21 protein-coding genes are annotated in these 23,160 nt (G+C 30.1%); 8 read left to right on the forward strand and 13 right to left on the reverse strand.

Annotation, left to right across the window (positions count from 1 at the left end):
- From fabZ to rseP, 4 genes are read right to left on the reverse strand one after another with little or no spacing between them, the layout of a single operon-like run.
- Window positions 1-447: a 3-hydroxyacyl-ACP dehydratase FabZ gene (gene fabZ, locus PVA18_RS00460; protein ID WP_045805173.1), complete on the reverse strand. Its 447-nt coding sequence runs from the start codon at window positions 445-447 to the stop codon at window positions 1-3.
- 20 nt (window positions 448-467) lie between these two features.
- A complete protein-coding gene (locus PVA18_RS00465; protein WP_045805172.1) occupies window positions 468-1,016 on the reverse strand; it encodes an OmpH family outer membrane protein in 549 nt (182 codons plus the stop codon).
- Between the two features lie 15 nt (window positions 1,017-1,031).
- Entirely contained in the window at window positions 1,032-3,347 is a 2,316-nt protein-coding gene (gene bamA, locus PVA18_RS00470; protein WP_045805171.1) for an outer membrane protein assembly factor BamA, read from the reverse strand.
- Window positions 3,348-3,351: 4 nt separating this feature from the next.
- On the reverse strand, window positions 3,352-4,494 hold the full coding sequence (gene rseP / locus PVA18_RS00475) for an RIP metalloprotease RseP (protein ID WP_045805270.1): 1,143 nt from the start codon (window positions 4,492-4,494) through the stop codon (window positions 3,352-3,354).
- A gap of 118 nt (window positions 4,495-4,612) precedes the next feature.
- Between rseP and PVA18_RS00480 the strand changes: the two genes are divergently transcribed.
- Both PVA18_RS00480 and PVA18_RS00485 read left to right on the forward strand, forming a co-directional pair.
- Window positions 4,613-4,894: a succinate dehydrogenase assembly factor 2 gene (locus tag PVA18_RS00480; RefSeq protein WP_045805170.1), complete on the forward strand. Its 282-nt coding sequence runs from the start codon at window positions 4,613-4,615 to the stop codon at window positions 4,892-4,894.
- Between the two features lie 295 nt (window positions 4,895-5,189).
- Window positions 5,190-6,410: a protein-disulfide reductase DsbD family protein gene (locus PVA18_RS00485; RefSeq protein ID WP_045805169.1), complete on the forward strand. Its 1,221-nt coding sequence runs from the start codon at window positions 5,190-5,192 to the stop codon at window positions 6,408-6,410.
- Window positions 6,411-6,779: 369 nt separating this feature from the next.
- On the opposite strand, the gene PVA18_RS00490 is transcribed toward PVA18_RS00485, so the two are convergent.
- The gene (locus tag PVA18_RS00490) at window positions 6,780-7,922 is read right to left on the reverse strand and encodes a D-alanyl-D-alanine carboxypeptidase family protein (RefSeq protein WP_052692825.1); all 1,143 of its coding nucleotides are present in this window, start codon (window positions 7,920-7,922) and stop codon (window positions 6,780-6,782) included.
- A gap of 312 nt (window positions 7,923-8,234) precedes the next feature.
- Here PVA18_RS00490 and PVA18_RS00495 point away from each other — a divergent pair, with 312 nt between their 5' ends.
- The 4 genes from PVA18_RS00495 to prmC all read left to right on the forward strand — a co-directional run bounded on the left by PVA18_RS00495 (window position 8,235) and on the right by prmC (window position 13,120).
- Complete coding sequence (locus tag PVA18_RS00495) at window positions 8,235-8,750, forward strand: gamma carbonic anhydrase family protein (RefSeq protein WP_045805168.1); 516 nt, start codon at window positions 8,235-8,237, stop codon at window positions 8,748-8,750.
- A gap of 1,248 nt (window positions 8,751-9,998) precedes the next feature.
- Window positions 9,999-11,204 carry a 2-oxoglutarate dehydrogenase complex dihydrolipoyllysine-residue succinyltransferase gene (gene odhB / locus PVA18_RS00500; protein ID WP_045805167.1) on the forward strand — a complete coding sequence of 402 codons (1,206 nt, stop codon included), beginning with the start codon at window positions 9,999-10,001 and terminating at the stop codon, window positions 11,202-11,204.
- A 266-nt stretch (window positions 11,205-11,470) separates the two neighbouring features.
- Window positions 11,471-12,271, forward strand: a complete 801-nt coding sequence (gene map / locus PVA18_RS00505; protein WP_045805268.1) for a type I methionyl aminopeptidase — start codon at window positions 11,471-11,473, stop codon at window positions 12,269-12,271.
- A 6-nt stretch (window positions 12,272-12,277) separates the two neighbouring features.
- Window positions 12,278-13,120, forward strand: a complete 843-nt coding sequence (prmC, locus tag PVA18_RS00510) for a peptide chain release factor N(5)-glutamine methyltransferase (protein WP_045805166.1) — start codon at window positions 12,278-12,280, stop codon at window positions 13,118-13,120.
- 386 nt (window positions 13,121-13,506) lie between these two features.
- Here the strand turns inward: prmC and grxC are convergent, their stop codons facing one another.
- Entirely contained in the window at window positions 13,507-13,752 is a 246-nt protein-coding gene (gene grxC, locus PVA18_RS00515) for a glutaredoxin 3 (protein ID WP_045805165.1), read from the reverse strand.
- 91 nt (window positions 13,753-13,843) lie between these two features.
- On the opposite strand from grxC, the gene PVA18_RS00520 reads away from it, so the two are divergent.
- Both PVA18_RS00520 and lspA read left to right on the forward strand, forming a co-directional pair.
- A complete protein-coding gene (locus PVA18_RS00520) occupies window positions 13,844-14,767 on the forward strand; it encodes a bifunctional riboflavin kinase/FAD synthetase (RefSeq protein ID WP_045805164.1) in 924 nt (307 codons plus the stop codon).
- 28 nt (window positions 14,768-14,795) lie between these two features.
- The gene (lspA, locus tag PVA18_RS00525; RefSeq protein WP_231568529.1) at window positions 14,796-15,362 is read left to right on the forward strand and encodes a signal peptidase II; all 567 of its coding nucleotides are present in this window, start codon (window positions 14,796-14,798) and stop codon (window positions 15,360-15,362) included.
- Between the two features lie 149 nt (window positions 15,363-15,511).
- On the opposite strand, the gene PVA18_RS00530 is transcribed toward lspA, so the two are convergent.
- The 7 genes from PVA18_RS00530 to PVA18_RS00560 form a co-directional block, all read right to left on the reverse strand.
- Window positions 15,512-16,186 carry a hypothetical protein gene (locus tag PVA18_RS00530; RefSeq protein WP_045805163.1) on the reverse strand — a complete coding sequence of 225 codons (675 nt, stop codon included), beginning with the start codon at window positions 16,184-16,186 and terminating at the stop codon, window positions 15,512-15,514.
- A 388-nt stretch (window positions 16,187-16,574) separates the two neighbouring features.
- Complete coding sequence (locus tag PVA18_RS00535; RefSeq protein ID WP_045805162.1) at window positions 16,575-17,930, reverse strand: M16 family metallopeptidase; 1,356 nt, start codon at window positions 17,928-17,930, stop codon at window positions 16,575-16,577.
- A gap of 2 nt (window positions 17,931-17,932) precedes the next feature.
- Window positions 17,933-19,252 (reverse strand): M16 family metallopeptidase, encoded by a 1,320-nt coding sequence (locus tag PVA18_RS00540; protein ID WP_045805161.1) that lies wholly within the window; start codon window positions 19,250-19,252, stop codon window positions 17,933-17,935.
- A 690-nt stretch (window positions 19,253-19,942) separates the two neighbouring features.
- The gene (locus PVA18_RS00545; RefSeq protein ID WP_045805160.1) at window positions 19,943-20,467 is read right to left on the reverse strand and encodes a cytochrome c oxidase assembly protein; all 525 of its coding nucleotides are present in this window, start codon (window positions 20,465-20,467) and stop codon (window positions 19,943-19,945) included.
- The gene (gene rnc / locus PVA18_RS00550) at window positions 20,464-21,144 is read right to left on the reverse strand and encodes a ribonuclease III (protein WP_045805159.1); all 681 of its coding nucleotides are present in this window, start codon (window positions 21,142-21,144) and stop codon (window positions 20,464-20,466) included. The genes PVA18_RS00545 and rnc overlap by 4 nt, the downstream gene beginning before the upstream one ends.
- 10 nt (window positions 21,145-21,154) lie before the next feature.
- Window positions 21,155-21,733, reverse strand: coding sequence for a LolA family protein (locus PVA18_RS00555; RefSeq protein WP_045805158.1), 579 nt, complete (start codon window positions 21,731-21,733; stop codon window positions 21,155-21,157).
- A gap of 1 nt (window position 21,734) precedes the next feature.
- Complete coding sequence (locus tag PVA18_RS00560) at window positions 21,735-23,159, reverse strand: Do family serine endopeptidase (RefSeq protein WP_045805157.1); 1,425 nt, start codon at window positions 23,157-23,159, stop codon at window positions 21,735-21,737.
- Between the last annotated feature and the right edge of the window lies 1 nt (window position 23,160).

Consider the following 23,160-nt stretch of genomic DNA (forward strand, 5'->3'; position numbering starts at 1 on the left):
TCACGCTGCATTTTGCTTAATCATTGCTAGAATTTGTGCTTCCGCGACAAGTGTATCCTCTACATGTGCATAACACTGAAACCTACATGTATTTTTTCTTCTATGTATGACACTTACTTCAAAAACTAACGTATCACCTGGAATTACAGGTTTGCGAAATTTTGCTAGCTCTATTGACATAAAATATACTGAATAATTCTGCATGTTGTGTTCTTGAGTGTCGGATATTACACATATTATACATGCTTGTGCCATAGCTTCTACAATGAGTACACCAGGCATGATCGGATTGCCAGGAAAATGGCCAATAAAAAAAGGTTCATTAAAAGTAACGTTTTTTATTGCTATTACAGATTCATTAGGTGTGCATGCAGTTACTTTATCAATCAACAAAAAAGGATATGAATGTGGTATCATCCTTATGATTTCTTGAATATTGAACTGCATACAATTCCCTAATTAATATATCATTTCTTTATTTCTATGTTTGGTAATTCTTTATTCAATCTTTCTAATACTTCGTTAGAAAAATCTATACCATCAGCAGCGTAAAATACTTGATTCTTCTTCATTAAAAACAAGACTAAATTAATATTTTGTTCCTTTGCTATTTTAGCTGATATGTTTTTAATCTTGTTGTAAACCATCTCCATAGCATTCATATACATGTTTTCTAATTCTGATCCTTTTATAGAAATGTCTTGCTGTAGATTTGATACTTTTGTTTTAAAATCTGCGACCTTCTTTTCGAAAGCCTCAGCACTTAAAATAGCTTTTTGCTTGCTTAAATCTTCTTCGATTTTATGTAATTCTTCCTCTCTTGCTGCAAAATTTTTCTGTAATTCTGCTCTTTTATCGTCTAGTTGGGTCCTAATACTTTTTACTGATAATGCTTCAGATATAATTACATCACGGTCAATAAAAGCTACCGGAATATTCTGATCATTTTTTGCTAAAGCCTGGTAATTTAAACCAAATAGTAGTATGAAAATAATTAAAAATAATCTTGATTGCATAAATACCTCTTTTTTTTATTGCATTGAAAATCTTATCATATCTGTAATATCATAATCTTCTTTTAATACAGGGAACCCAAAATCTAACCTCATTGGTCCAAATGGGGAACGCCATGAAAAACCAAAGCCAACAGAAAGTCTTAATGATTTATTCTCATGGTACTCTTTATCTGTGTAGTCAAGGCCAAATAAAGTTGCTGCATCAATGAAGAGAGAGCCTTTTATTCCCAAATCATCTGGTAGCCCTATAGGGAAATCAACTTGGTTAATCATATTAAAGTAAAATTTTCCACCTAATGCATCTAATGTATTTTTATCTCTTGGTCCTATACCTGATGCATGAAACCCTCTAATTTCATTACTTCCTATTATGAAACGTTGATTTATTTTTACTTGTTCATTGCTTTTATATGAAAAAACGTATCCCATAGAGGTTTTTATACTTAAAAGAATATCATTGTTAACTTTTGGAAAAATCTCTCTGCTATAATTAATCGAACCTTCAGTTTTAATGTAGTGTAATGTTCCACCTAAACCAGAAAAGCTTTGACGGAGTTTAATAAGGTATCCATCTTTGATTTTAGACAAATTGTCAAATTTGCGGAATTGCAAAGAATATCCAACAGATGAATCAATGTTTTTACCAGCCTGTTCTTTGATTAACTCGGATGCGGTGTCTTTGACATTAAATATGTTTACATGCTTATAGGAATAGTTCAGTGAAAGATTGAGATCATCAGTTATATCATGTGATGTGTGTAACATAAAGCCAGCATTACTACTACTAAAAGCAGCTTCTGTGTTACCTGCAAGTCTTGAATTAAGGTTTGGAGAATCTTGGCCTCCTGGCTTGTTTTGATGTGCATAGAACAAACCAAATCCTACTGCTGAATCAGTGTCCGAAAAATTTGGTACTATAAAATCAATACTACTAGACAAAGAAGAAGTAGATTTTTCTGCTTGTAAAGATAATATTTTCCCAGTTCCAAGCAAATTTCTCTCCTGTATGTTTATTTTACCTACAAGTCCAGTAACACTAGAAAATCCTGCTGATACAGCAAATGTACCAGTACCTCTTTCTTTTACTTGAAAAGTCAAATCAACTAAACTGTCATTTATCTTATGATTTTCTACATTTACAGATTCGAAAAAACCTAGTCCTAATATATTTTTATAAGACCTACTGATAACGCTAGCATTATATATATCACCTTCGGAAATATTCAACTTTCGCCTAATTACTTGGTCTAAAGTGGTCTTGTTATTAATAATATTTATATTATTAATATAAACTTTACTTCCTGTATATATTATATAGTCTATATCAACTACATTGTCTTTTATATGGTATTCATGTTTTATGTCTGAAAAAAAGTTACCATTATTATTTAAATGTTGAGTGATTTTTTCGATAGAACTATTAATGGACTCTCTGTTAAATATATCTCCATTTTTTGATAATACAAGGTTCTGGATTTCTTCCTTTAATTGTTGGTAATTGTTGACTTGTTTGTCTATAATTATATTGTTATTACCAAACTTATACCTTATTCCTTCTTCAAGAGAAAAAATAAGATTGATGTTATTATCATTTCTCATTTCTGGTACTATAGATTTAATCTTAAAATCTATAAAACCTTTAGATGTGTAAAAGTTATATAAGCCTGCTTGGTCAAGCATTAACCTTTCAACAGCAAACTTTGTATTACTATTAAGCATTTTGTAAGGATAATATTCAGTTGATAGTATGGCTTTTTTGAGCATGCTATCTGAAAAGAATTTATTTCCAGTAAACTTGATAGTTTTTATTCTGGATGTTGGTCCTTCATTTATTTTGATAATTATGTCTATTTTATTGTTTTCGAGCTCTTTTACTTCATAATCAATTTTTGCACTTAACTTGCCTTTACTTTGGTATAATAGTAACAAATTTGATATATCTTGTTGTAATTTTGATTTTGTGAAAACTGCTAATCTTTTTAACTTTAGGATGTCATTTAGCAAATCCTTTTTATTGAATTCTTTGTTTCCATAAAAAACTATGTTATTGACGACAGGATTTTCCTTTACGTTAATTACTAAATAATTGTCCTTATTAACATATACCTCGATATGTGAAAATAATTGTGTTAAGTATAGGTTCTTAATAACTTGATCAATAGTGTCTTGTGTTATATTGTTTTGTAAGTTAATTTTTGAATAAAAATATATGGTTTTATAATCTAGCCTATGATTGCCATTGATTTGAACTTGCTTGACTTGAGTGTTTAAAAACTCTGCATGTGCAAAAGAAGAAGTGAATAGTATTAAAATAATAATAATGTATCTCATAAAACTACTTAAACATACTTTTTATATCATTAAACGTGGCAAGAATCATTAAAGACAACAGAAGCATTAACCCAATGGTAGATATACATTGCTGATATTTAGGATTGAGTTGTTTACGTCGTAATATAGCTTGAACAAAATATTGAAAAATATGCCCCCCATCCAGCATAGGAACTGGTAGTAGATTCATTATGCCAAGATTGATAGAAATCATGGCCATGCACAATAATACTTCATTATGTTTTACTGATTCTCCAGAATATTGGGCAATGCGTATGGGGCCACCTAGTTCAGAAACACTACGTTTTCCTGTTAACATTTGTCCCAACACTTGAAAAATTGATTTTGATAACAGATAAGTATAATTAATAGACTGGATAAAAGCATTACTAATGCTTAATTTCTGCAACTCATAATTACTAAGTGTATTATCTACTGTTATCCCTAAAAATGGCCTTTTTTTTATGCTGCCGAACAGTCCTTTTTCGTCCTTGATAGCTGGTTTAACTTTGACAGTATGAACATGCCCATTACGTGAATATTCTATGATTAATTCTTGGTTGTCTTTTGCGTATTTTTCTATATACTGCTTAATTTCTTCGAACCATTTAACCTGATGGTCATTGATTTTGAGTATCATATCTCCTGGCGCTAATCCAACATGCTCTGCTACACTATTTTGTACTATACCTCCAATAACAGAGTTATGCTTCATCATGCCTTTGGTAGTAAAGAACATCATAAGTACTACTATAGCAAAAAGCAGGTTTGCTAATGGTCCAGCAAAGACAATTAAGAATTTTTGATGTAAAGGCTTTTCACAAAATGCAAACAATTTGTCTTTTTCAGATAAATGCTGAGAATTTGCTTTAGCACCAGATGGGTCTTCATCTCCTAACATTTTTACATACCCACCTATTGGTATTACGCTAAATTTCCACCTTGTCCCGGATTTATCGTTAATTCCAAACAACTCTGGCCCAAATCCTATAGAAAAAACTTCGACCTTCACATTGCATAGTTTCGCAACAATATAATGACCATATTCATGAACAAAAACTATAACAGACATTATAATAAGAAACGATAGCAAATAGAATGACCCGTTGTTGAGTACATGATAGAGATTATCAATAATACTTGTCATAGGTAGAATACTACATGTCATTAAAACTAAGTTGGATGATATAGTATATTTATATGGTTGACAACATAATATGTAATAATTTTAATTGGACGATTTGAGAGAATGAGACACAAATTTTATGAATGAATTGCTAGTGAAACGTAAGAAACTATTGTACAGGAGTTTACATAGAGGATGCAAAGAAATGGATATAATACTTGGTAATTTTGCTTCGCATTACATTTATCTCTTATCTTCTGAAGACATTGATAAATATGAGACAATTGTGAGTACTAATGATCATCAGCTTTATAAATATATTATAGGACAGGATCCAATTCCACAGTATTTGGATAACAGCATTATGAAAAATATTATAAGCTTTAATGAATCGTTAGTAAGGTCAAAGCTTTTAGCTTAGCATAAGGAGCTGTAATATGTTTGATCTTGTTGAGAAGTATTTATTAGTATTTTGTATCAGTGGATGGTAACTTTTAATATATTTGTTAATTATTGAATTTATTATATAAGTAAATTAGAATATGAAGTTGCTTGTGACTGTTTGTGAAGAATAAATAAATTTATTTTTTACGTTAGTTTAAAAAGTAAAACTATATTTTTAGTATTAATACTTTTTTAAATATACAAACTTATAGTTGTTATGTGTGTATTTTTGTAAGTGCTTAATGTTAATGTCTGTTTAAAATGTTGTAAATATGTTTTTTAATGATAATTCAATATACATTTTAATATGTGCTTTGCTTGGTGGTATCATTTTAAATTGTATGCCATGTGTGTTTCCTGTCTTATCATTGAAAATAATGTCAATGGTTAAAAATGCTCAAAAGAGTAAGGTGTCACTAAAAGCTGATGGGATATCATATACACTTGGAGTGATGGTTAGTATGTTTCTATTGTCTTCGGTGCTTTTAGTGTTACGTCATTTTGGCTATCTGATGAGTTGGGGATATCAGATGCAATTTCCAATATTAATTACTTTATTGATGTATGTAATGTTTTTAATGGGGTTATCTTTTTCTGGGTTTTACGATTTACCATTTATTATTCCTACTTTTAATCAAGTTAAATCTAAAAGAGAAGGATTAGTGGGTAGTTTTATTGTAGGGATGTTATCAACATTTGTTGCTACTCCATGTACTGCTCCTTTTATGGTATCTGCTGTAACTGTTGCTTTAAGTCAAGCAAATCTCTACTCATTGTTGATTTTTCAAGTTCTTGGTTTTGGAATAGCATTACCGTATTTGTTATTGTCATTTTTTCCAGGGTTGTTAAAGCTCATTCCTAAGCCAGGTAGATGGATGGAAATCTTACAGAGGTTTTTGGCTTTTCCACTTTATTTTTCTGCAGCATGGTTGCTCTGTATATTAATAAAACAAAAAGGACCAGAAATATTATTTGCTGTTTTGTCTTGCGCTATATTGATTGTTATGGGAATATCGGTTATGAAATTTATAAGATCTTGGCAGCCTATAAGTAAATTTATAATTTGCTTATGTTTGTTATTTGTAGCAATTTCTCCTTTGTATTTTGAGTCAGTGAAAGAATTTATAATGAAACATAAAGGAGAGAAACATATTGCGGTAATAGAGTTTTCTCAAACAGGGTTGGAGCAGCTTCTTAAAGGAAAAAAGACGGTGTTACTATCTATAGGTGCAGATTGGTGTTTGACGTGTAAGGTTAATGAAAGAGTTTTTCAATTAGACACTATAAACACTTTATTTATCAAGAAAAATATTTACTATATGAAAGCTGATTTAACCTCTAAGAATTCTGAGATCACAAATTATATTAATCAACTAGATAAAAATAGCATACCATTGTATGTATTGTATGTTAATGGGGTTAAGGTTAAAATTTTACCGCAAGTTCTCAGTGAAAAGACAGTAGTTGATATTATAAATCAATATGTAAAATAGGAGAATTTTTAAAGTTCCATTAATTATTAGATGGCTGTTAGTATAGTTGATTCGTTATTGCAAGATGCAAATTTGAAATTAAATAATTTCTGTAGTGTATGTTCCTATTTAAAGATATACAAGGTTTATAATGTTAACATAATTAGAAATTTCAACTGAGATATTATGGATAAGATAAGACTAAACAGTATATACGTCTTTTAGGTTATAATGCAATGTAAGTTTATGTGTATCAATAAGTATAGTAAAAATTGTAAAAATTTCATAATATATATGTGATTTAAGACCTAATCTTTTGACTAATAGGCAAGCTAATTAGCTTCACGTAGCAATACATCCAACAAGATTTTTAAATGCTCTGTGTTATTATTAAGAAACAGATTTATCTGGCTTAGGAAAAAATATATACCATACCCTTTGAAAGAAATTAAGGCTATTTACATCATTTGCTGCGTATATAGGTATCACACGCTCTGTAAATTCTGGTATTTGTATATAAAGTTTACCAATTTCTTGTCCTTTTTTTATTGGAGCAGATATTACATTGTCATGTGAAAAAAAGGTTTTTACTGTGTTATATGATCCTTTAGGATATAAAACGGTAACATCATTACTAAAAACAGCTTCTACATATTTTGCGTCACCGTTTCTGATTGCTATTTTTTTTACTTTATTATCTTTATGAAAAATGGTTTTACTACTAAAATTATTGAAAGAGGAATCTAACAGTTGTTTTATTTCAGATAAACGTTCTCTCTCGGTTTTAAGATTATTGATTAATATGAATATACGTCTGCCCTCATGTTGAGCAGAGATTATGGATCCATATCCTGTTATATCTGTGTGTCCGCTAATCATAGCATCTATTCTATTATCTGATAGTAATAAGTTACTACTTTCTTGATATATATTATTGTATTTGAGATCTTTTTTAGAAAATAGATGATAATATTCTGGAAAATCTTCAAAAAGTTTTACTATAAGAGTTATTAAGTCACGTGCTGACATTAGTTGCTTTTTGTCTTGTGCTCCTATTACATTAGTGAAATGAGACTTTGTTAAATTAAGTTTTTGTGCTATGCGATTCATCTCATCAACAAAATTTTCCTGTGAACCTGCTACACCTTCTGCCAGAGTAATACAAGCATCATTAGCAGATGTTGTAATAATCCCATTGATTAAATCTCTTACTGCTACTAGCTGTCCTGCTCTTAGAAACATGGAATTTCCGCCTTTTTGCCAAGCTTCTTTGCTAGTTTTAAATTTATCTTCCATCTTTACAAACCCAGCTTTTATATAGGAGAATGCAACATATAAAGTCATCAAATTGCTCATAGATGAAGGTACAATTTGCTCATCGATGTTGCGCTCTAGTAACATTACGTTAGAAAACAAGTCAAATACTGCTACTTGAGATGCTGTTGTTTGTATAGGTAAAGCTATAGCATTACTTACATATGCTTGAATACCGATAGAACAATACAATAATAAAATGATTATATAACGTGACATTATCAAATATATACTTAGAAACTTATAGCTTTTATATATCAATCTTCATGTGAGATCAATAGTATTATAATTAGTTAGTATATTTTGTTATAACCTCCAGTAAAAGTACTTTGTATGTTTTTTTACAGCTTGTGCTGAATAAATTTCCTAACTATATGTTAAATGTGTGAAAAATTGTTCTTGTTATATAAAAATATGCCATAGCTATATTGAATACTTGTCGTGTAGGTATTCAATACAATTCTGTCATGGCCTTATAGCATTGTGTAAGATATATAAAATGAAAGCAGGAAAATATGGGTAAATTATTCTATGGGTAATATAAGTAATTATAAAAATTTTGTTCCTAATGTAGACAATACTGTCTTTATTGCATCTACTGCTTCTGTTGTAGGAAATGTTTACATTGGTAAAGATGCTAGTATATGGTACAACTCAGTGTTACGGGGAGATGTAGGAATAATCAGTGTAGGTGAAGGCACTAATATTCAAGACAATACTGTAGTGCATGTTGATAGGAATTATGGTGATACAGAAATTGGTAAAATGGTTACAGTTGGACATGGGTGTATACTGCATGCTTGTCAAATACATGATTATGTGTTTATTGGTATGGGCTCTATTATTATGGATAAGGTGATTATGGAAAAGAATACAATGTTGGCAGCAGGATCTTTAGTTACAAAAGGGAAAATAATTAAATCTGGAGAATTATGGGTTGGTAGGCCAGCAAAATTTTTTAGGATGCTTTCTGAAGAAGAGATAAATCACATCAAGGAATCTGCTAATAATTACATACAATTATCTCGGGAATATTTGTGTTATTAAATAATTATACGTCTAGCAGATATACATTGTAGATAGTTGTTACATTAAGATTGCTTATTCTATATGTGTGAGGATTTCTGGTATTTTTACGAATGAAAGGCTTTATTCTCCTGGAAATTGAGTTTATGGAAATGGTGTAATAATAGATATTAGATCACTTTTAAGAATTTACATAATTATACTACAACATGGTGTATGACATATAATAGGTATATATATGTGTTGCCTGCTATAGTGTATGTAAAAGTTATCCTTATCCTTATTATCATCAGTTAAGTTGGAAATAGTAAGTGATGAGTATTAGATTGTTGTATTGTACTGGTATACAATTATTATGTAGTTACTTATTGAAATTGCTTGTTTTGATATATACAGAGATTTTTTTGTGTTTTTAAGAATAAAAAGCTTTGTGCTCATAGAGGTTAAGTTTTTGAAAATAATATAGTTTAGTTGATGTTAGATTGTGCTTTATAATTAAAGATTTATAACTTACACGAGAGTAGCACGTAGGTAGAAAACAGTGTACTTTTAATTCAAGATTACAAATCTTGTACAGCGTAACCGATAATTAGGAAATTTAAAATCATAAATACTACTAACTTACGCTATAGGAGTGATAAAAGCATGATATATACATCGTATGATAATAGTGTAAATATTCTTTATTTTAGTATATGCATAAGTTGGTTTTCTTAAAAATAAAAAACTCTTCTTTTGTTATAAAATTTTAAATTATTATTCTGAGATGGTTATTGATAATTAAAATTGGAAATGTTCTAGTATAGAAAAATTTCTGACGTACTTTAAAATAACTTAAATTGTTGCTGTGTGTGATAATGTTGAAATTGAAAATATATGTTATGGAAATAGTAGATGTGATATCTAATCACATCTTAAAATAGATAGTTAAGTTGGTTTGTAAAAATGTCTGCTTATTGTTATGTGATATTGATAATGATGTGTTGAATCGAAAAAAGTCTCTTAACGTATACTAATCATTAAATCTTTTATTGAAAATAATTCAGCAATATCAATAAATAAAAATTATAGTGTTATGTAGAATTAGAATATATGATTGTAATACTTAAACAGTAATGTATGATTGTAAACAGATTTTCTATTTAAGTGTAAAAAGTGCAATTTAAATATTGAGGTTATGATAATTTGAATCATAATTAGTAGTCATATTATATCATGACTGCTTTATATATAATTAAGTCTGTATAGGAATTTTTTAAGGTACATTTTATGAGTGAAATACAAGTAAGAGCTGAAAATCTTGGTGGTGAATCAATATTAGAGGCTCCAATCAGGGTATCAGTTAATGTTGGTGATAATGTAAAGCAAGGTGATATGTTGTTTATTATAGAAACTGATAAGACTTCACTTGAAATTGTATCTCCTGAAGATGGCGTTGTTAGTGAAATATTTGTTGCTGATGAAGAAATGATAAAAAGAGAACAGATTTTGTGTATAATAAATACTACAAAATTAAGTGCTGTTCTGTCATCTGATAGTGGCTGCCCTACACACAGTGTGACTGATGCAACTGGTAGTATGCAGCAATTTATACAGAAAAAGGATGCTCCATCTGCAACAAAGATTATGGAAGAAAATTCAATTGATAGAAATCAAATAGAAGGTTCTGGTATTGGAGGCCGCATTACAAAATCTGATGTCTTGAATCATATGAAATCTGCTTCTAAAGAAAATAAAGAATATAATAGTCGATTATCTGTTGCTTCTGAAGAAAAAAGGGAAGAACGTGTAAAAATGAGTAAGATTAGGCAAGTAATTGCTGCTAGATTAAAAGAGTCTCAAAATACTGCTGCTATATTGACGACTTTTAATGAAGTTGATATGAAGAATGTTATGGATCTTCGAACTAAATATAGGGAAAATTTTGAGAAAAAATATGGTATTAAGCTTGGTCTTATGTCCACTTTTATAAAGGCGGTGGTGTTGGCGTTGAAAGAGTTACCAATAATAAATGCTGAGATATCAGGTAGTGAAATTGTATATAAGCATTATTATGATATAGGTATTGCAGTAGGAACAGATAAGGGATTAGTTGTTCCAGTAATACGTGATGCTGATAAAATGTCTTTTGCTGATCTTGAGTTGACGTTGGCTTCTTTAGGGAAAAAAGCTAGAGAAGGGAAGTTAGAAGTTTCTGATATGACAGGTGCAACGTTTACTATTACTAATGGTGGCGTGTATGGATCTTTGTTGTCTACTCCTATAATCAATCCTCCTCAATCTGGGATTTTAGGCATGCACTCGATACAAAAGCGCCCTGTTGCAATTGATGATAACACTATAGAGATTAGACCTATGATGTATATTGCTTTATCTTATGATCATAGGATTGTTGATGGGCAAGGTGCTGTAACGTTTTTAGTTAGAGTAAAACAATATATTGAAGATCCTAGCAGAATGTTTTTAGAAATTTGAGGATGAGTATACATGTTAATGAGGTCCATGTTTGTATTTAGGATAGCATCGAGCTACGGATTATTAGCAATTAATAAAAGATACTGTTGTTAATTTAGCATGATTGAGTTATACAATAGTAGATAGGAATTCCTGATAATTCTTTGTTGCCTATTTTTAGTATCGCAATATATTTGTTTAAGAAATAGGGGTTCTGATATTATAAAAGTGTTTTTATAATACAGTGATGATGTGGTTTATTATGAAATTTAATGTTATTGGAAGATATGGATAATTTAGGAAGAAGTATCACTATTCATACTAAAGAAGACTTTAAGTATATGCATAATGCTGGCAAGCTTGCGGCAGAAGTCTTAGATTTTGTTACTCCATATGTAAAACCAGGAGTTTCTACTAATGAACTTAATGATTTATGTCATGATTTTATTATTAATGCTGGGGCAATTCCTGCTCCGCTTGGTTATAGAGGATACCCTAAATCTATTTGTACTTCGAAAAATTTTGTTGTTTGTCATGGTATTCCTGATGATTTGCCTTTAAAAAATGGTGATATTGTAAATATAGATGTCACTGTTATAGTAGATGGTTGGCATGGGGATACGAGTAGAATGTACTGGGTTGGTGAACCATCTATTAAAGCGAAGCGTTTATGTGAGGCTGCATATAGAGCACTAATTGTAGCAATTGAACAAGTAATGCCTGGACAAAAGCTTAATCAGATTGGTTTGGCTATTGAGAGAGAGATGAAGAAGTATGGTTATTCTATTGTGCGTGATTATTGTGGTCACGGATTAGGTAAGGTGTTTCATGCTTCACCAAATGTAGTGCATTATTATGACCCAGATGATCCTGTAGTTATTAGGGAAGGAATGTTTTTTACAATAGAGCCAATGATAAATGCTGGAAGATGTGATACTGTTCTTAATAAGAAAGATGGGTGGACTGTTACAACCAGGGATTTGTCTTTATCAGCACAATTCGAGCATTCTTTAGGTGTTACTGAAAATGGAGTAGAAATATTTACATTATCTCCAAAAAATATGCATTGTCCTCCTTATGTTTGCTAGTTTATTATGAATACTGTAATTTCTTTATTTAATAGTGCTGTTGATTTTTTATCTTCTTGTAACATAGATAACCCAAAGCGTGATGTAGAAATAATAATAAAACATCTTGTTAATACTGAGGATTTAGTTACTATACTTGATCCATATATGCCTGTTAGTAAATGTGATGTGGAAGTATTTTGGAAAATGATAAGGCAACGTTCTGCTAATGTACCTATATCACATATTATAGGTAAAAGAGAATTCTGGAGTACAGATTTTATTGTAAATTCTAGTGTTTTAGATCCTAGACCAGACAGTGAAACGATAATTTCTTCAGTATTTGCAATGTATCCTTGCAAAAATCACAGGCTAGTTATAGGAGATTTTGGGACAGGTAGTGGATGTTTATTAACAATTTTATTATTAAGGTATAGAAATGCTGTTGGTATAGCTATTGAGAAAAGTGTAAAAGCTTATAGAGTTGCGTACCAGAATTTTAAAAAGCATAGATTATATAACAGAATAAAGATGAGATTATCTTCTTGGAATACTTGTTATGATATGTTTGATTTGATAGTTAGTAATCCGCCGTATATTAGGAGAAGTAAAATTGCTAAATTACAGCCGGAAGTTAGATTATATGAACCAATTATGGCTTTAGATGGTGGCTCAATAGGATTAGAAATTTATTCACAAATTTTTGTAGTAATAAAAAGATGTTTAAAGCAGAATGGTGTTGCTGTTTTAGAAATAGGGGAGGACCAACATCAAATTCATAGAGTAGTACACAAATATGGATTAAAATTCTGTACTTATCATAGTGACTTATCTAAAAGACTACGTTGTATAGTAGTTAAGCAAGGATGAGATTAGTTAGACTCATGTAAAAAGCCAAGTTTTATTTTGTCATAAATTTAGATTTGTATCAATGAAATATGGAAGTTACGTTTTATAAGAAAGCTAATATGCACAGCTTATGTTGGAAGCATATTACACAAACACTTAGTATAGCAGTTATTGAGTCGTACAGAAGATTACGTTAAAAGCAAGGCTATGATCATTATCATTATTTTAACTCACTTGATTCATACAATGTATATGAGCATATGCTGTTGCCTATTTATTAATCATTCATTAAATAATAAAATTCTCAATACTAAAAAAACTTTGTATAAAAGATTATTACAACATTAACTGACTGCTATAGAAGATGCTAGCTTAAAGGGCAGACCTGATTGTGATTTTGGGGTTTATTATAACTCTAATTTACCTGACTCATACAACCTATACAGGTCATCACATCCGCCTATGTGTTGATCATCAATAAATATTTGGGGCAAAGTTCTCATACCATTGGATTCTTGTATCATTTTTTCTAACAAGGAACTATTGCTTGTAACATCAATTTCTTCAAAAGAAATGTTTTTTTTATTGAATAAAGCCTTTGCTTTAGTACAATAGGGGCAGAGGTCTTTAGTATATATTTTCACTTTTACCACTGTAATATATCCTGCGATTAATTAAAAGTGTTTTTCCTGGATATCATAGTAATCAAGAAAAGTAAAGATAGGAATTTTATAAAATTTTATTATGAAGATAGTATATGGTTATCCTAATCAGAAAAGTAATGTAAATAGTGTTCTTGCTTTTGGGAATTTTGATGGGTTACATTTAGGTCATCAATATATAATTGATACAATAAAAAATATTTCAGTGAGAGAAAATATAGCTTCTGCCATTATTACATTTATTCCACACCCTGCTGAATATTTACATAATAAAAAAAATTTCCTGTTATTAGATCTTGATCAAAAGATTAAATTGTTGCAAAGCTATGGAATAGATTATCTGTATATTATTGATTTTAATAAAAATTTTTCGCAGCTTTCTCCAGATACCTTTGTAAAGGATGTATTAGTAGATAGTTGCAATGTAAGATATGTTGTAATAGGGCATAATTGTTTTTTTGGATATAAGTGTTTAGGTGATATAAATTTATTATATTCTTATTCAAGTGTTTATAATTATGAGGTCATAAGGATAGACCCTATTTTTATAGATAGTAATATATTATGTTCTTCTTCATTAGTTAGAAAATATTTATCTGAAGGAAAAATAGAATTAGCGAATAGAATTTTAGGTAGGTCGTATCAAATTAATGGTAAAGTAATTAAAGGGTTAGCTAGAGGACGTGTTATTGGATTTCCTACGGTTAATGTTAGTATTGAGCATATATTGATACCTAAAATTGGAGTGTATTCTGCATGTATAAAGATTAATGATAGTAATACATGGTTAAATGGAGTAGTCAATATTGGATTGAGGCCTACATTTAATGATTTAAGTTTTCCCATATTAGAGATGCATATTTTTGATTTTAATGGTGATATATATGACCAATATGTAGCCATTCAGTTATTAAATTTTATACGCTCTGAACGTAAATTTCATACTATTGATCAATTAAAGGAGCAAATTAGTGAGGATATTGTACAAGTAAAAAAAAGTTTGTAGTATATATGGTTGCATATTAACTGAGCAAATGGTATATAGTAGATTTGTTATAGAAAGTACCAAAGTTAATAGAAATAATTTGATTGCTCATGGTCAAGCTAAGGCAGCAGTTAATGGTCATTGTCTGGATAAAGGATTTATGAGTAGATATGTATTAGTAATATGTGTGTTAGTTTTTGTAGATCAACTTAGTAAGTGGTATATAATGAATTTAATAGGAGATGTTGGGGTAATAGAAGTATTTAGTTTTTTACGATTTTCTACAGTATGGAATACTGGAATTAGTTTTGGTGTGTTGCACGATTTTATGTACAGCAATCTTATTTTTTGTAGCATTTCTATTTTGATTACATTTGGTTTATTTTATTTATTAATAATACGTTCATTTCATAGATTACCTCTTGCAATCGTTATTGGAGGGTCAATAGGGAATATATTAGATAGAGTTAGACACAGTGCTGTATATGATTTCATAGATTTCTATATTAATCACTGGCACTGGCCTACATTCAATTTAGCAGATTCTTTTATATTCTTAGGTATAGTTATAATAATAGGGCAAAACAATTCTGCAAAACAAAGCCTGCTACCCTAATATCACATTAGAAACTAAAAAAATGCCATATGAAACTAATAGAAGCTCACAATAAAGAAAACAAAAGATTAGGCAGAACTAGCTTATACTTACAAAATTGTTATGCTTAATGAAAAATATAGATCTTTTCATAAAATCCAGCTCTCTCCCTAAGCAAGGATACGTGACCATTCACAATCTACAATTTGCAAGGATGATACAGCACTACAGTCAAGGTTAAGTTTTCCTAAGACAAAGCTAGGCACAGTATGGAATTCCTTTGCTTTATTTACGAGATCTTGATTTCCTAGTACGATAATGTGCTTTGTGCTATCTGGTGCAATGAGACTCTTTAAAGTATATGTTAAGAGTGATAGCGCAAGGAGAGCTAAGCTTGCATACATTCCAATACACAATGGGTCATTGAAATTAAGAAATGCTGATAACATATTTTTCTGAGATAATGTTCCAATAAATGCTGCAGCAGCTATAAGAGAAGTTGCAGACATTATAATTAACGTCAAACTTAGAGTACTACGTTGATTTCCATAATTGAACTTAATATATCCTGGAGCTTGTTCCCTAGGTTTACTGACACAACTGGTTCCTAATGCTATTGCGGAAGAAACTATAAGTATTGCAACAGCGCACATTGCTACTATAAAATATGGGTTTTTTAGACTAGAACTCATACGGTTTGAGAGATTAGCCATAGCGAAAACTAATGCAGCAAGGCTTAATAATATAAGCAGTATAGCGGCATCCCCTAGTGTGTTTGTATTTAACGTACCCGTATTTGATGAGACCTGATCTTTGCTTGTAGGATATCTCGTATCTTTTTCCATAATAAATACCATTATATAATAAACACTTAAAGAACTTAACCCATAAATATTACTTTATTAATAGATATAAAGATAACATGTAAGTAACTTCATAGCTTAAAGCATGATAAATGGAGTATAGAACTACACATAGTGTAAGCTATCTTTATCTAAAAAGTAAAGTATATTTTTCTTTAATCACTAAAATAAATAGTCATAAATTACTATTTAATAGATTTGTAATCTTGAAAAAGTATACTGATTTTTTATCTATGTGTTACTCTTGTATAAGTTATAAATCTTTATTAATATATATCCCCTATATCTAAAGATAAGGCTTGCTCTACTATGCTCATGTAATTGATGGCTACTGGTAATTAGCAATTGGATGCTTATGCTGGATCTATTATTAACCAAGTATGTTTTGTTTAGCTTCTAGCTGTTCTCCATTGATATTGTTATGTTTTCCCACTTCAATTATTACTAAATCATTAGATAGAATTTTTTTAGCAATTTTGTTTACTTCTTCTATTGTGATAGCTTCGTAGAGAGAGTTGTGTTTGTTGATATAACTTGTATCTAACTTACGTAATTGTAGATCTAACAATGTGTTGGCAACATTATCGTTGTTTAGCATTGATAAAATAAAGGAATTGGTTATGCTAAATTTTGTGCTTAAAAAAGTATCCTTATTAACTCCATGAGTTTTAATATTCTCTATGATATCTGTTAAAACAGATATACATTTTGTTACTGTAGTATTGTCAGTAGTAATTGTGCCAAATAACACATTGCTATGCTCCATATTGTCTAATATACTGCTAGCATGATAAGTTAATCCTAATTTGTCTCGTAATTCTATCATTAGTATTGAATTAAAGCTCAATCCGCCTAACATATTGTTAAACAAGTTTGATGTGTGATAATCTTTATCATTGTATGGTATTGTATCTGTAGCAAACATTATTACACTTTGTGGTACATTCTTCTGTACATACAATAAACTATGTTTCCTGTTAACAGTAGTATCTGGTATAGTGTTTTTATTATTACCAGATGGTAGCTTTGATAGAATATATTTATCTAGTAAATCTGATAGTTTTGTTGGATCTATATCACCTGCTGCACCAATAGCGATTTGATTTTTATCAAAACTGTTTTTTATATATAGTAAAACATCTTCTTGATTAATATTGTTAATAGTGTTTAAAGTTCCATAAATTTTATTCGAATATGGATGCCCCTTAAATATAGCATGGTTTATTTCAGTGGTTGCTATGAATTTAGGAGACGCATATAGAGATTTAATATGTGCACTTTGTTCTGCTATTACTCTATGAAATATTTCTGAATCAGTTACTGGATTGAATAAACAATCACTTAATAAAGCTAAAGCTTCTTCAAAATTTTCCGATAGAGTTTTTATGGATATATAAAAATTATCTATGTCTACATAAAATTTTAAGTCAATGCCTTTACCTTCGAGTTGTTTCGCAAAATCTAAAGCATTATTATTTTCTGATCCTTCTTGTAATATTTGTGATGTAAAATGTGCTAGCCCTTGCTTATCAAAAGCATCATATGCATATCCTGCTTTTTTGAATGCAAGTTTTAAGGAAATTATTGGTAGGTTATGGTGTGCAACATATAGGTAATGTATCTTATTTTGAGTAGTAGCTTCCTTTATGTTGATATTAATATCGTCTGCGTATACATTGCATGTAAAAAAGACCAATATTACTATATAACACAATACGTTTCTCATAACTATTCCCCCAGTTTAGGTAATAAATGTCCAGCTAATCTTATATTTTTTAAGAAGATATTTTCCATAGTGAAATTGATATCTTCAATGGTTACTTTGTCTATTATGTCATAAATATTATTGATTTCTGATAGTGGTACTCCTAAAATTAGATTCATACCGTAGAAATATGATATGAAACTTAATCCATCGAAAGAATAAATTAGATGTGCCTTTACCTTGTGCTTTGCGCTTTCTAAATATTCTGGTGGAATACCATTTTCAATATAACTATTTATGCATTTATGAATCTCTTTTTCTACAGTTTCTGTAGAGATTCCATCTTTAGGTACGGCCTCTATGAACAAGTAATTATCGCTATTGGTTAAATAGTTATATTCAGTTCTTATTGACGTAACTATTGGCTTGTTAATCACTAGATCGTTATAAAAAGTACTAAATTTACCATTACCAAGTATTTCTGCTAGCATCATGTTAAGTATATAATTTTTATTTATGATGCCATTTGGTATTTGATACATTAAAAACAGTTCTGGAATTTCTACTGAGTTGTCTTCTAATGTTAATGTTATATTTGTTTTGTGTGGAGGTTCCGTTCTGAAAATACGTGTAGGTTCTTTATTGTTAGATTCTATCTTTCCATAGTATTGTTTTGCAAGGTTGATTACTTCCTGTGGATCTGCATCTCCGGTTACGACTAATATAGCATTATTAGGACTGTAGTGAAGCTTATAAAAAGCTTCGGCAACTGCTTTATTGTAGTTGCTGATTTCATGTTCCCATCCTACTACTGGTCTACCGTATCCATTGTAATAAAATGTATTATTCATTTCTTCTTGTAGTATATTTCTTGCCTGATTTTCAATTCTCATTTTTCTTTCTTCTAATACTACCTTTTGTTCTCTTGTGAATGCTTTGTCAGTAATCTTAAGATTGTGCATCCTGTCCGATTCAATATCCATAGCAAGAGATAAATACTGTTTTGGTATTAGTTCGTAATATATAGTACAAAATTCGGATGTACTTGCGTTGACGTTTCCACCTATGTCACTGAGAATAGTGATAAGATTGGGAAATTTTTCTGTCCCACTGAACATTAAATGTTCAAAAAAATGTGCTAATCCAGAATAACCTACTGGATCATCAGTACCACCAACTTTGTATAGTACCATATGCATAACTGCTGGTGCACGATGATTAGGAATAACATATACTTCCATGCCATTATCTAACTTTTCATGTGTAACTTTAATGTCAAAGGATAGGGCATGATTAGCTATTGTAAAAAAAATTGCAAAAAGACAAGTAAAAGACTTAATCATTACTGTAACCTTACGATTATTTGTTTGGTAGTTTATATGATAATTTAAGAATATCAAATAAATAAAAATTATTATCGAACTTGGTGTTTATAGTTATAAATTTGAGATGGTAATGATAATTTTTTGGTGGTTATAAAACCGGTAGTATTTTTTATAGTGCAGACTAAAGAGTGTAGAAATTTGGTTTTATATATCTTTCTTATTAGAAATAATTGATAGATATTTTATTTAAAGTCACAGTCAAATCCACTTACATGTACGTAGATTTTAATATAATTAGTTCTAATGAATTCTTAAAAATTATGTTTTATGGGAGAATGTCTTCATTATATAAAGTACAAGTATAGTAAATTTATTAAAATTTGTAATAGTGTATGTATTAATGTTATTGTATAAGGTTTCTAACTTATAAGAAAGGGGGAGTATTTGAGTTTAATGGTTAACAATTGGATATGTGTGTTTCTTAGCATAGTTCAAAAGAGCTAGACATGGTGGACTGATATGACATCAGTTTGAGTTTTTGTTATAATGATTGTTAACTTGTAATACTGTTATTATTAATGACTAAGGTGTTCCAATAATAAAGGTCTATGCTATACACTTCTTAATATCATGGGTAACTATAATCTTTATAACTTGAATATGTGTTTTAGATAAGTCTGTATACACCTTGATGGTAAAATTTGCTTTTTATTCTTTATATTTAAAAAATACATATGAAAGAGTGATTAATTTTACATCTGCGGTGTCAGGATCAGTTTCTATGGCGGGGTCTATAAAAAATAATACAGGCATTATAGTCTTTTGATAAGGAGCTAGGGTTTGTTTGCTAAAACAAAAACAAGCAACTTTGTTAAAGTATTTTCCTGCTTTATGAGGAGTAACATTATATACAGCTATTCCGGAGATATCTTGATCAGATAAATTTTCTGCTCGATAAAAAATTAATTTTTTTTCTCCTGGTTTTACAAATACATAAGGTAGTTCTGGATAGAATTTCCATGACAATTGTTTATTGATGTCTGCATTGAACCTGACTTTAATGATAGTATTTCCTATTTTAGAATTTGATACAGTACCTGTTTTTACAGTTCCTCCATAACCTGTTACCTTGCAAAATATGCTATATAATGGGACTGAGGCATATGCTAAGCATATCATGGATAGTATTATTGCTATTAAAGCATAGATAGTGTTTTGTATTCTTGGTTTCATTTTGTCTTATCATTAATCTGATGTAACATTAAGCTTGCTGCTTTTTGTTCAGCTAATTTCTTATTATGACCAGTTGCTTGCATTGCTGTATAAGGTGGAATTCTTACTTCTACTGTGAATGTAGGATTATGATCTGGTCCAGATTTGCTTACAGTGTGATATGTGGGAGCTGATAACTTTTTTCCTTGTACTAATTCTTGTAGTATAGTTTTTGCATCTTGTGGAGGGGTATTCATATCTGTTGCAGAATGTTTCCAGAATAAGTGTATAAAATCTTGTGCTGCTGTTAATCCTCCATCAAGATATATTGCACCTATTAAGGCTTCTAGTGCATTTTCTAAATTACGAAAGTTATTTACACCACCGCAAGCTCTTTCTCCATCTGACATCATAATCAACTGTCCTAAATTCATAGATTGTGCAACTTCCACTAACTTGTTTCCACAAACTAAAGCTGTTTTCTTTTTAGCAAGATTGCCTTCTGTATCTTTGGGAAAAATATTAAACAGCATTTCAGATATTACTATGTTTAATACTGCATCTCCTAGAAATTCTAATCTTTCATAGTTAAATTTCTTTGTGTCCTTTGATATTATACTGGGATGAGTTAATGCTTCATTTAATAACTGTAAATTTTTAAAATTATATTTTATGATTTCCGATATATTTTTTGTCATACGTTTATTTTTAATTGTAATAAGAAGTATTGTGCCTAAATTCTGTTTCCGTTATGGTAACATTATTTTGAATATTATAGAACTTGATGTAAGTTATAGAGTCTGGATTTGCTATATTTAATCCGACAATTGCTGTGGGATGTATATTGAAAATTACGTCTGCTTGTAGCTGAGTTTTTTGATCTTGTATAGTAATTACTTTTTTGTTATCAAATGTACTTATATTTACAAAGATTATATCTTTTGTATTTTGAATGTTAGAACTTAAGAAGTTAATAATAGGATTGTTAATTATTGAATAAGAATATTCTTCTAGTTCCTTATCATAGTAAGAAACAGTTGCGCCTTGTATTATAATGGAAGCTGGAGTAGGAGGGTAATAATCCCATTTTAGCAATCCAGGTTTTTTCATCATAACCATTCCATATTGAGTAGCATTGTTAATAGAATTTGTTTGTATAAATTCTGCTTTAAAAGAATGTATAGCATTAAAATACATCAGAGATTCTACTTTAATTGCTTCACTTGAATATGCATGTACGCTAAAAAAGCAAATCACAAAAAAAAAACATACTATCCTAGTTTTCATGCTACTGTTTTAGCTTAACACTAACAAAAGCTGATATATTATCCCTACTGATTAACAGTGCTACAGATTTATCTTTACGTACTTTTTTCATAATATGCTTGAAGTCTTCAAGATTATTTACTGGTGATTGATTAATTTGTAATATTATGTCTCCTTTTCTTATGTTTTTGGTTGAAGCATTACTTTTGCTGTCTATCTCTAGTATCATCACCCCTTTGACTTCTTCTTCTTCAGTGTTATTAGATGTGATTTTATTATGTTTTATATTGCTTACAGTCAGCCCTAGTTGAGGTGATTGTACAATATCTTTGGAATTTTCGTTGTCTGAAGTATCTGTATCTGGGCTTTCGAATTTTCCTATTTTGACTAGTATATTCATGATACTACCATTGCGAGATACAAGTAGTTTTACTTCATTATCTGCTTCTGATCTTAGTACTAATTGATGCAATTGTGATATTGAATTAATTTTAGTGCCATTAAACTCAAGTATGATATCTCCTGGAAGTAAAGCTGCTTTATTTGCTGGACTACCTTTAATGACATTAGTAATTAAAGCGCCACTAACTTCTTTTAGTTTTAATGGTTCTACTAGCTCTTCAGTTATTGGTTGCATTACTACACCAAGCCAACCATGCTCTACCTTCTTTCCTTGGGATAGAACTTTTATTATAGGGATAGCACTGTTTGATGGAATAGCAAATCCAACTCCTATATTACCACCACCTTTTTGTGTAGATAATATTGCTGTGTTAATACCAATCACTTTACCATCTATATTAAACAGTGGTCCACCGGAATTACCCTTATTGATAGCAGCATCAGTCTGTAAGAATTCTGTTGCTGTGCCAATATTAAGATCTCTTGCACGTGCAGATATAATACCAATACTTGCGGATCCACCAAGACCAAATGGATTGCCTATAGCAACCACCCAATCTCCAACCATAGTTGTATCGGAATCTCCAAAATCTAAATAAGGAAGTTTTTCATTAACCTCAACTTTTAACACTGCTAAATCTGTTTGTGGGTCTACCCCTAAAATCTTTGCAGGAATTGATTTGTTATCGCTAAATGTTACATAAACTTCTTTTGCATTATGTACAACATGATAGTTAGTGACAATAATACCTGATTCATCTACTACAAACCCTGATCCTGCGCTTAATACTTCTTGTGGTGCATCTTTTTTTAGTGGTTTGCCTTCTAATATATTTCTTAAAAGGTCCTCGATAGTTATTAGAGGAAATTGTTCCTGTGTTAGATCATGTACTATACTAACATTAACCACGGCTGGTATGGATTCTTTGATTAACTTAGAAAAGCCTGACCTCGGATCATATTGTTCCTCTTTGTCAGCAGCTAAATTCGCTATAGGAATATTTACAAATGTTAGTATCAGTATCAGTAATAGGAATCTTTTCATT

Origin of the sequence: Ehrlichia muris subsp. eauclairensis (assembly GCF_051097115.1) — a bacterium.
In the GTDB taxonomy this organism is placed as follows: Bacteria; Pseudomonadota; Alphaproteobacteria; order Rickettsiales; family Anaplasmataceae; genus Ehrlichia; species Ehrlichia muris.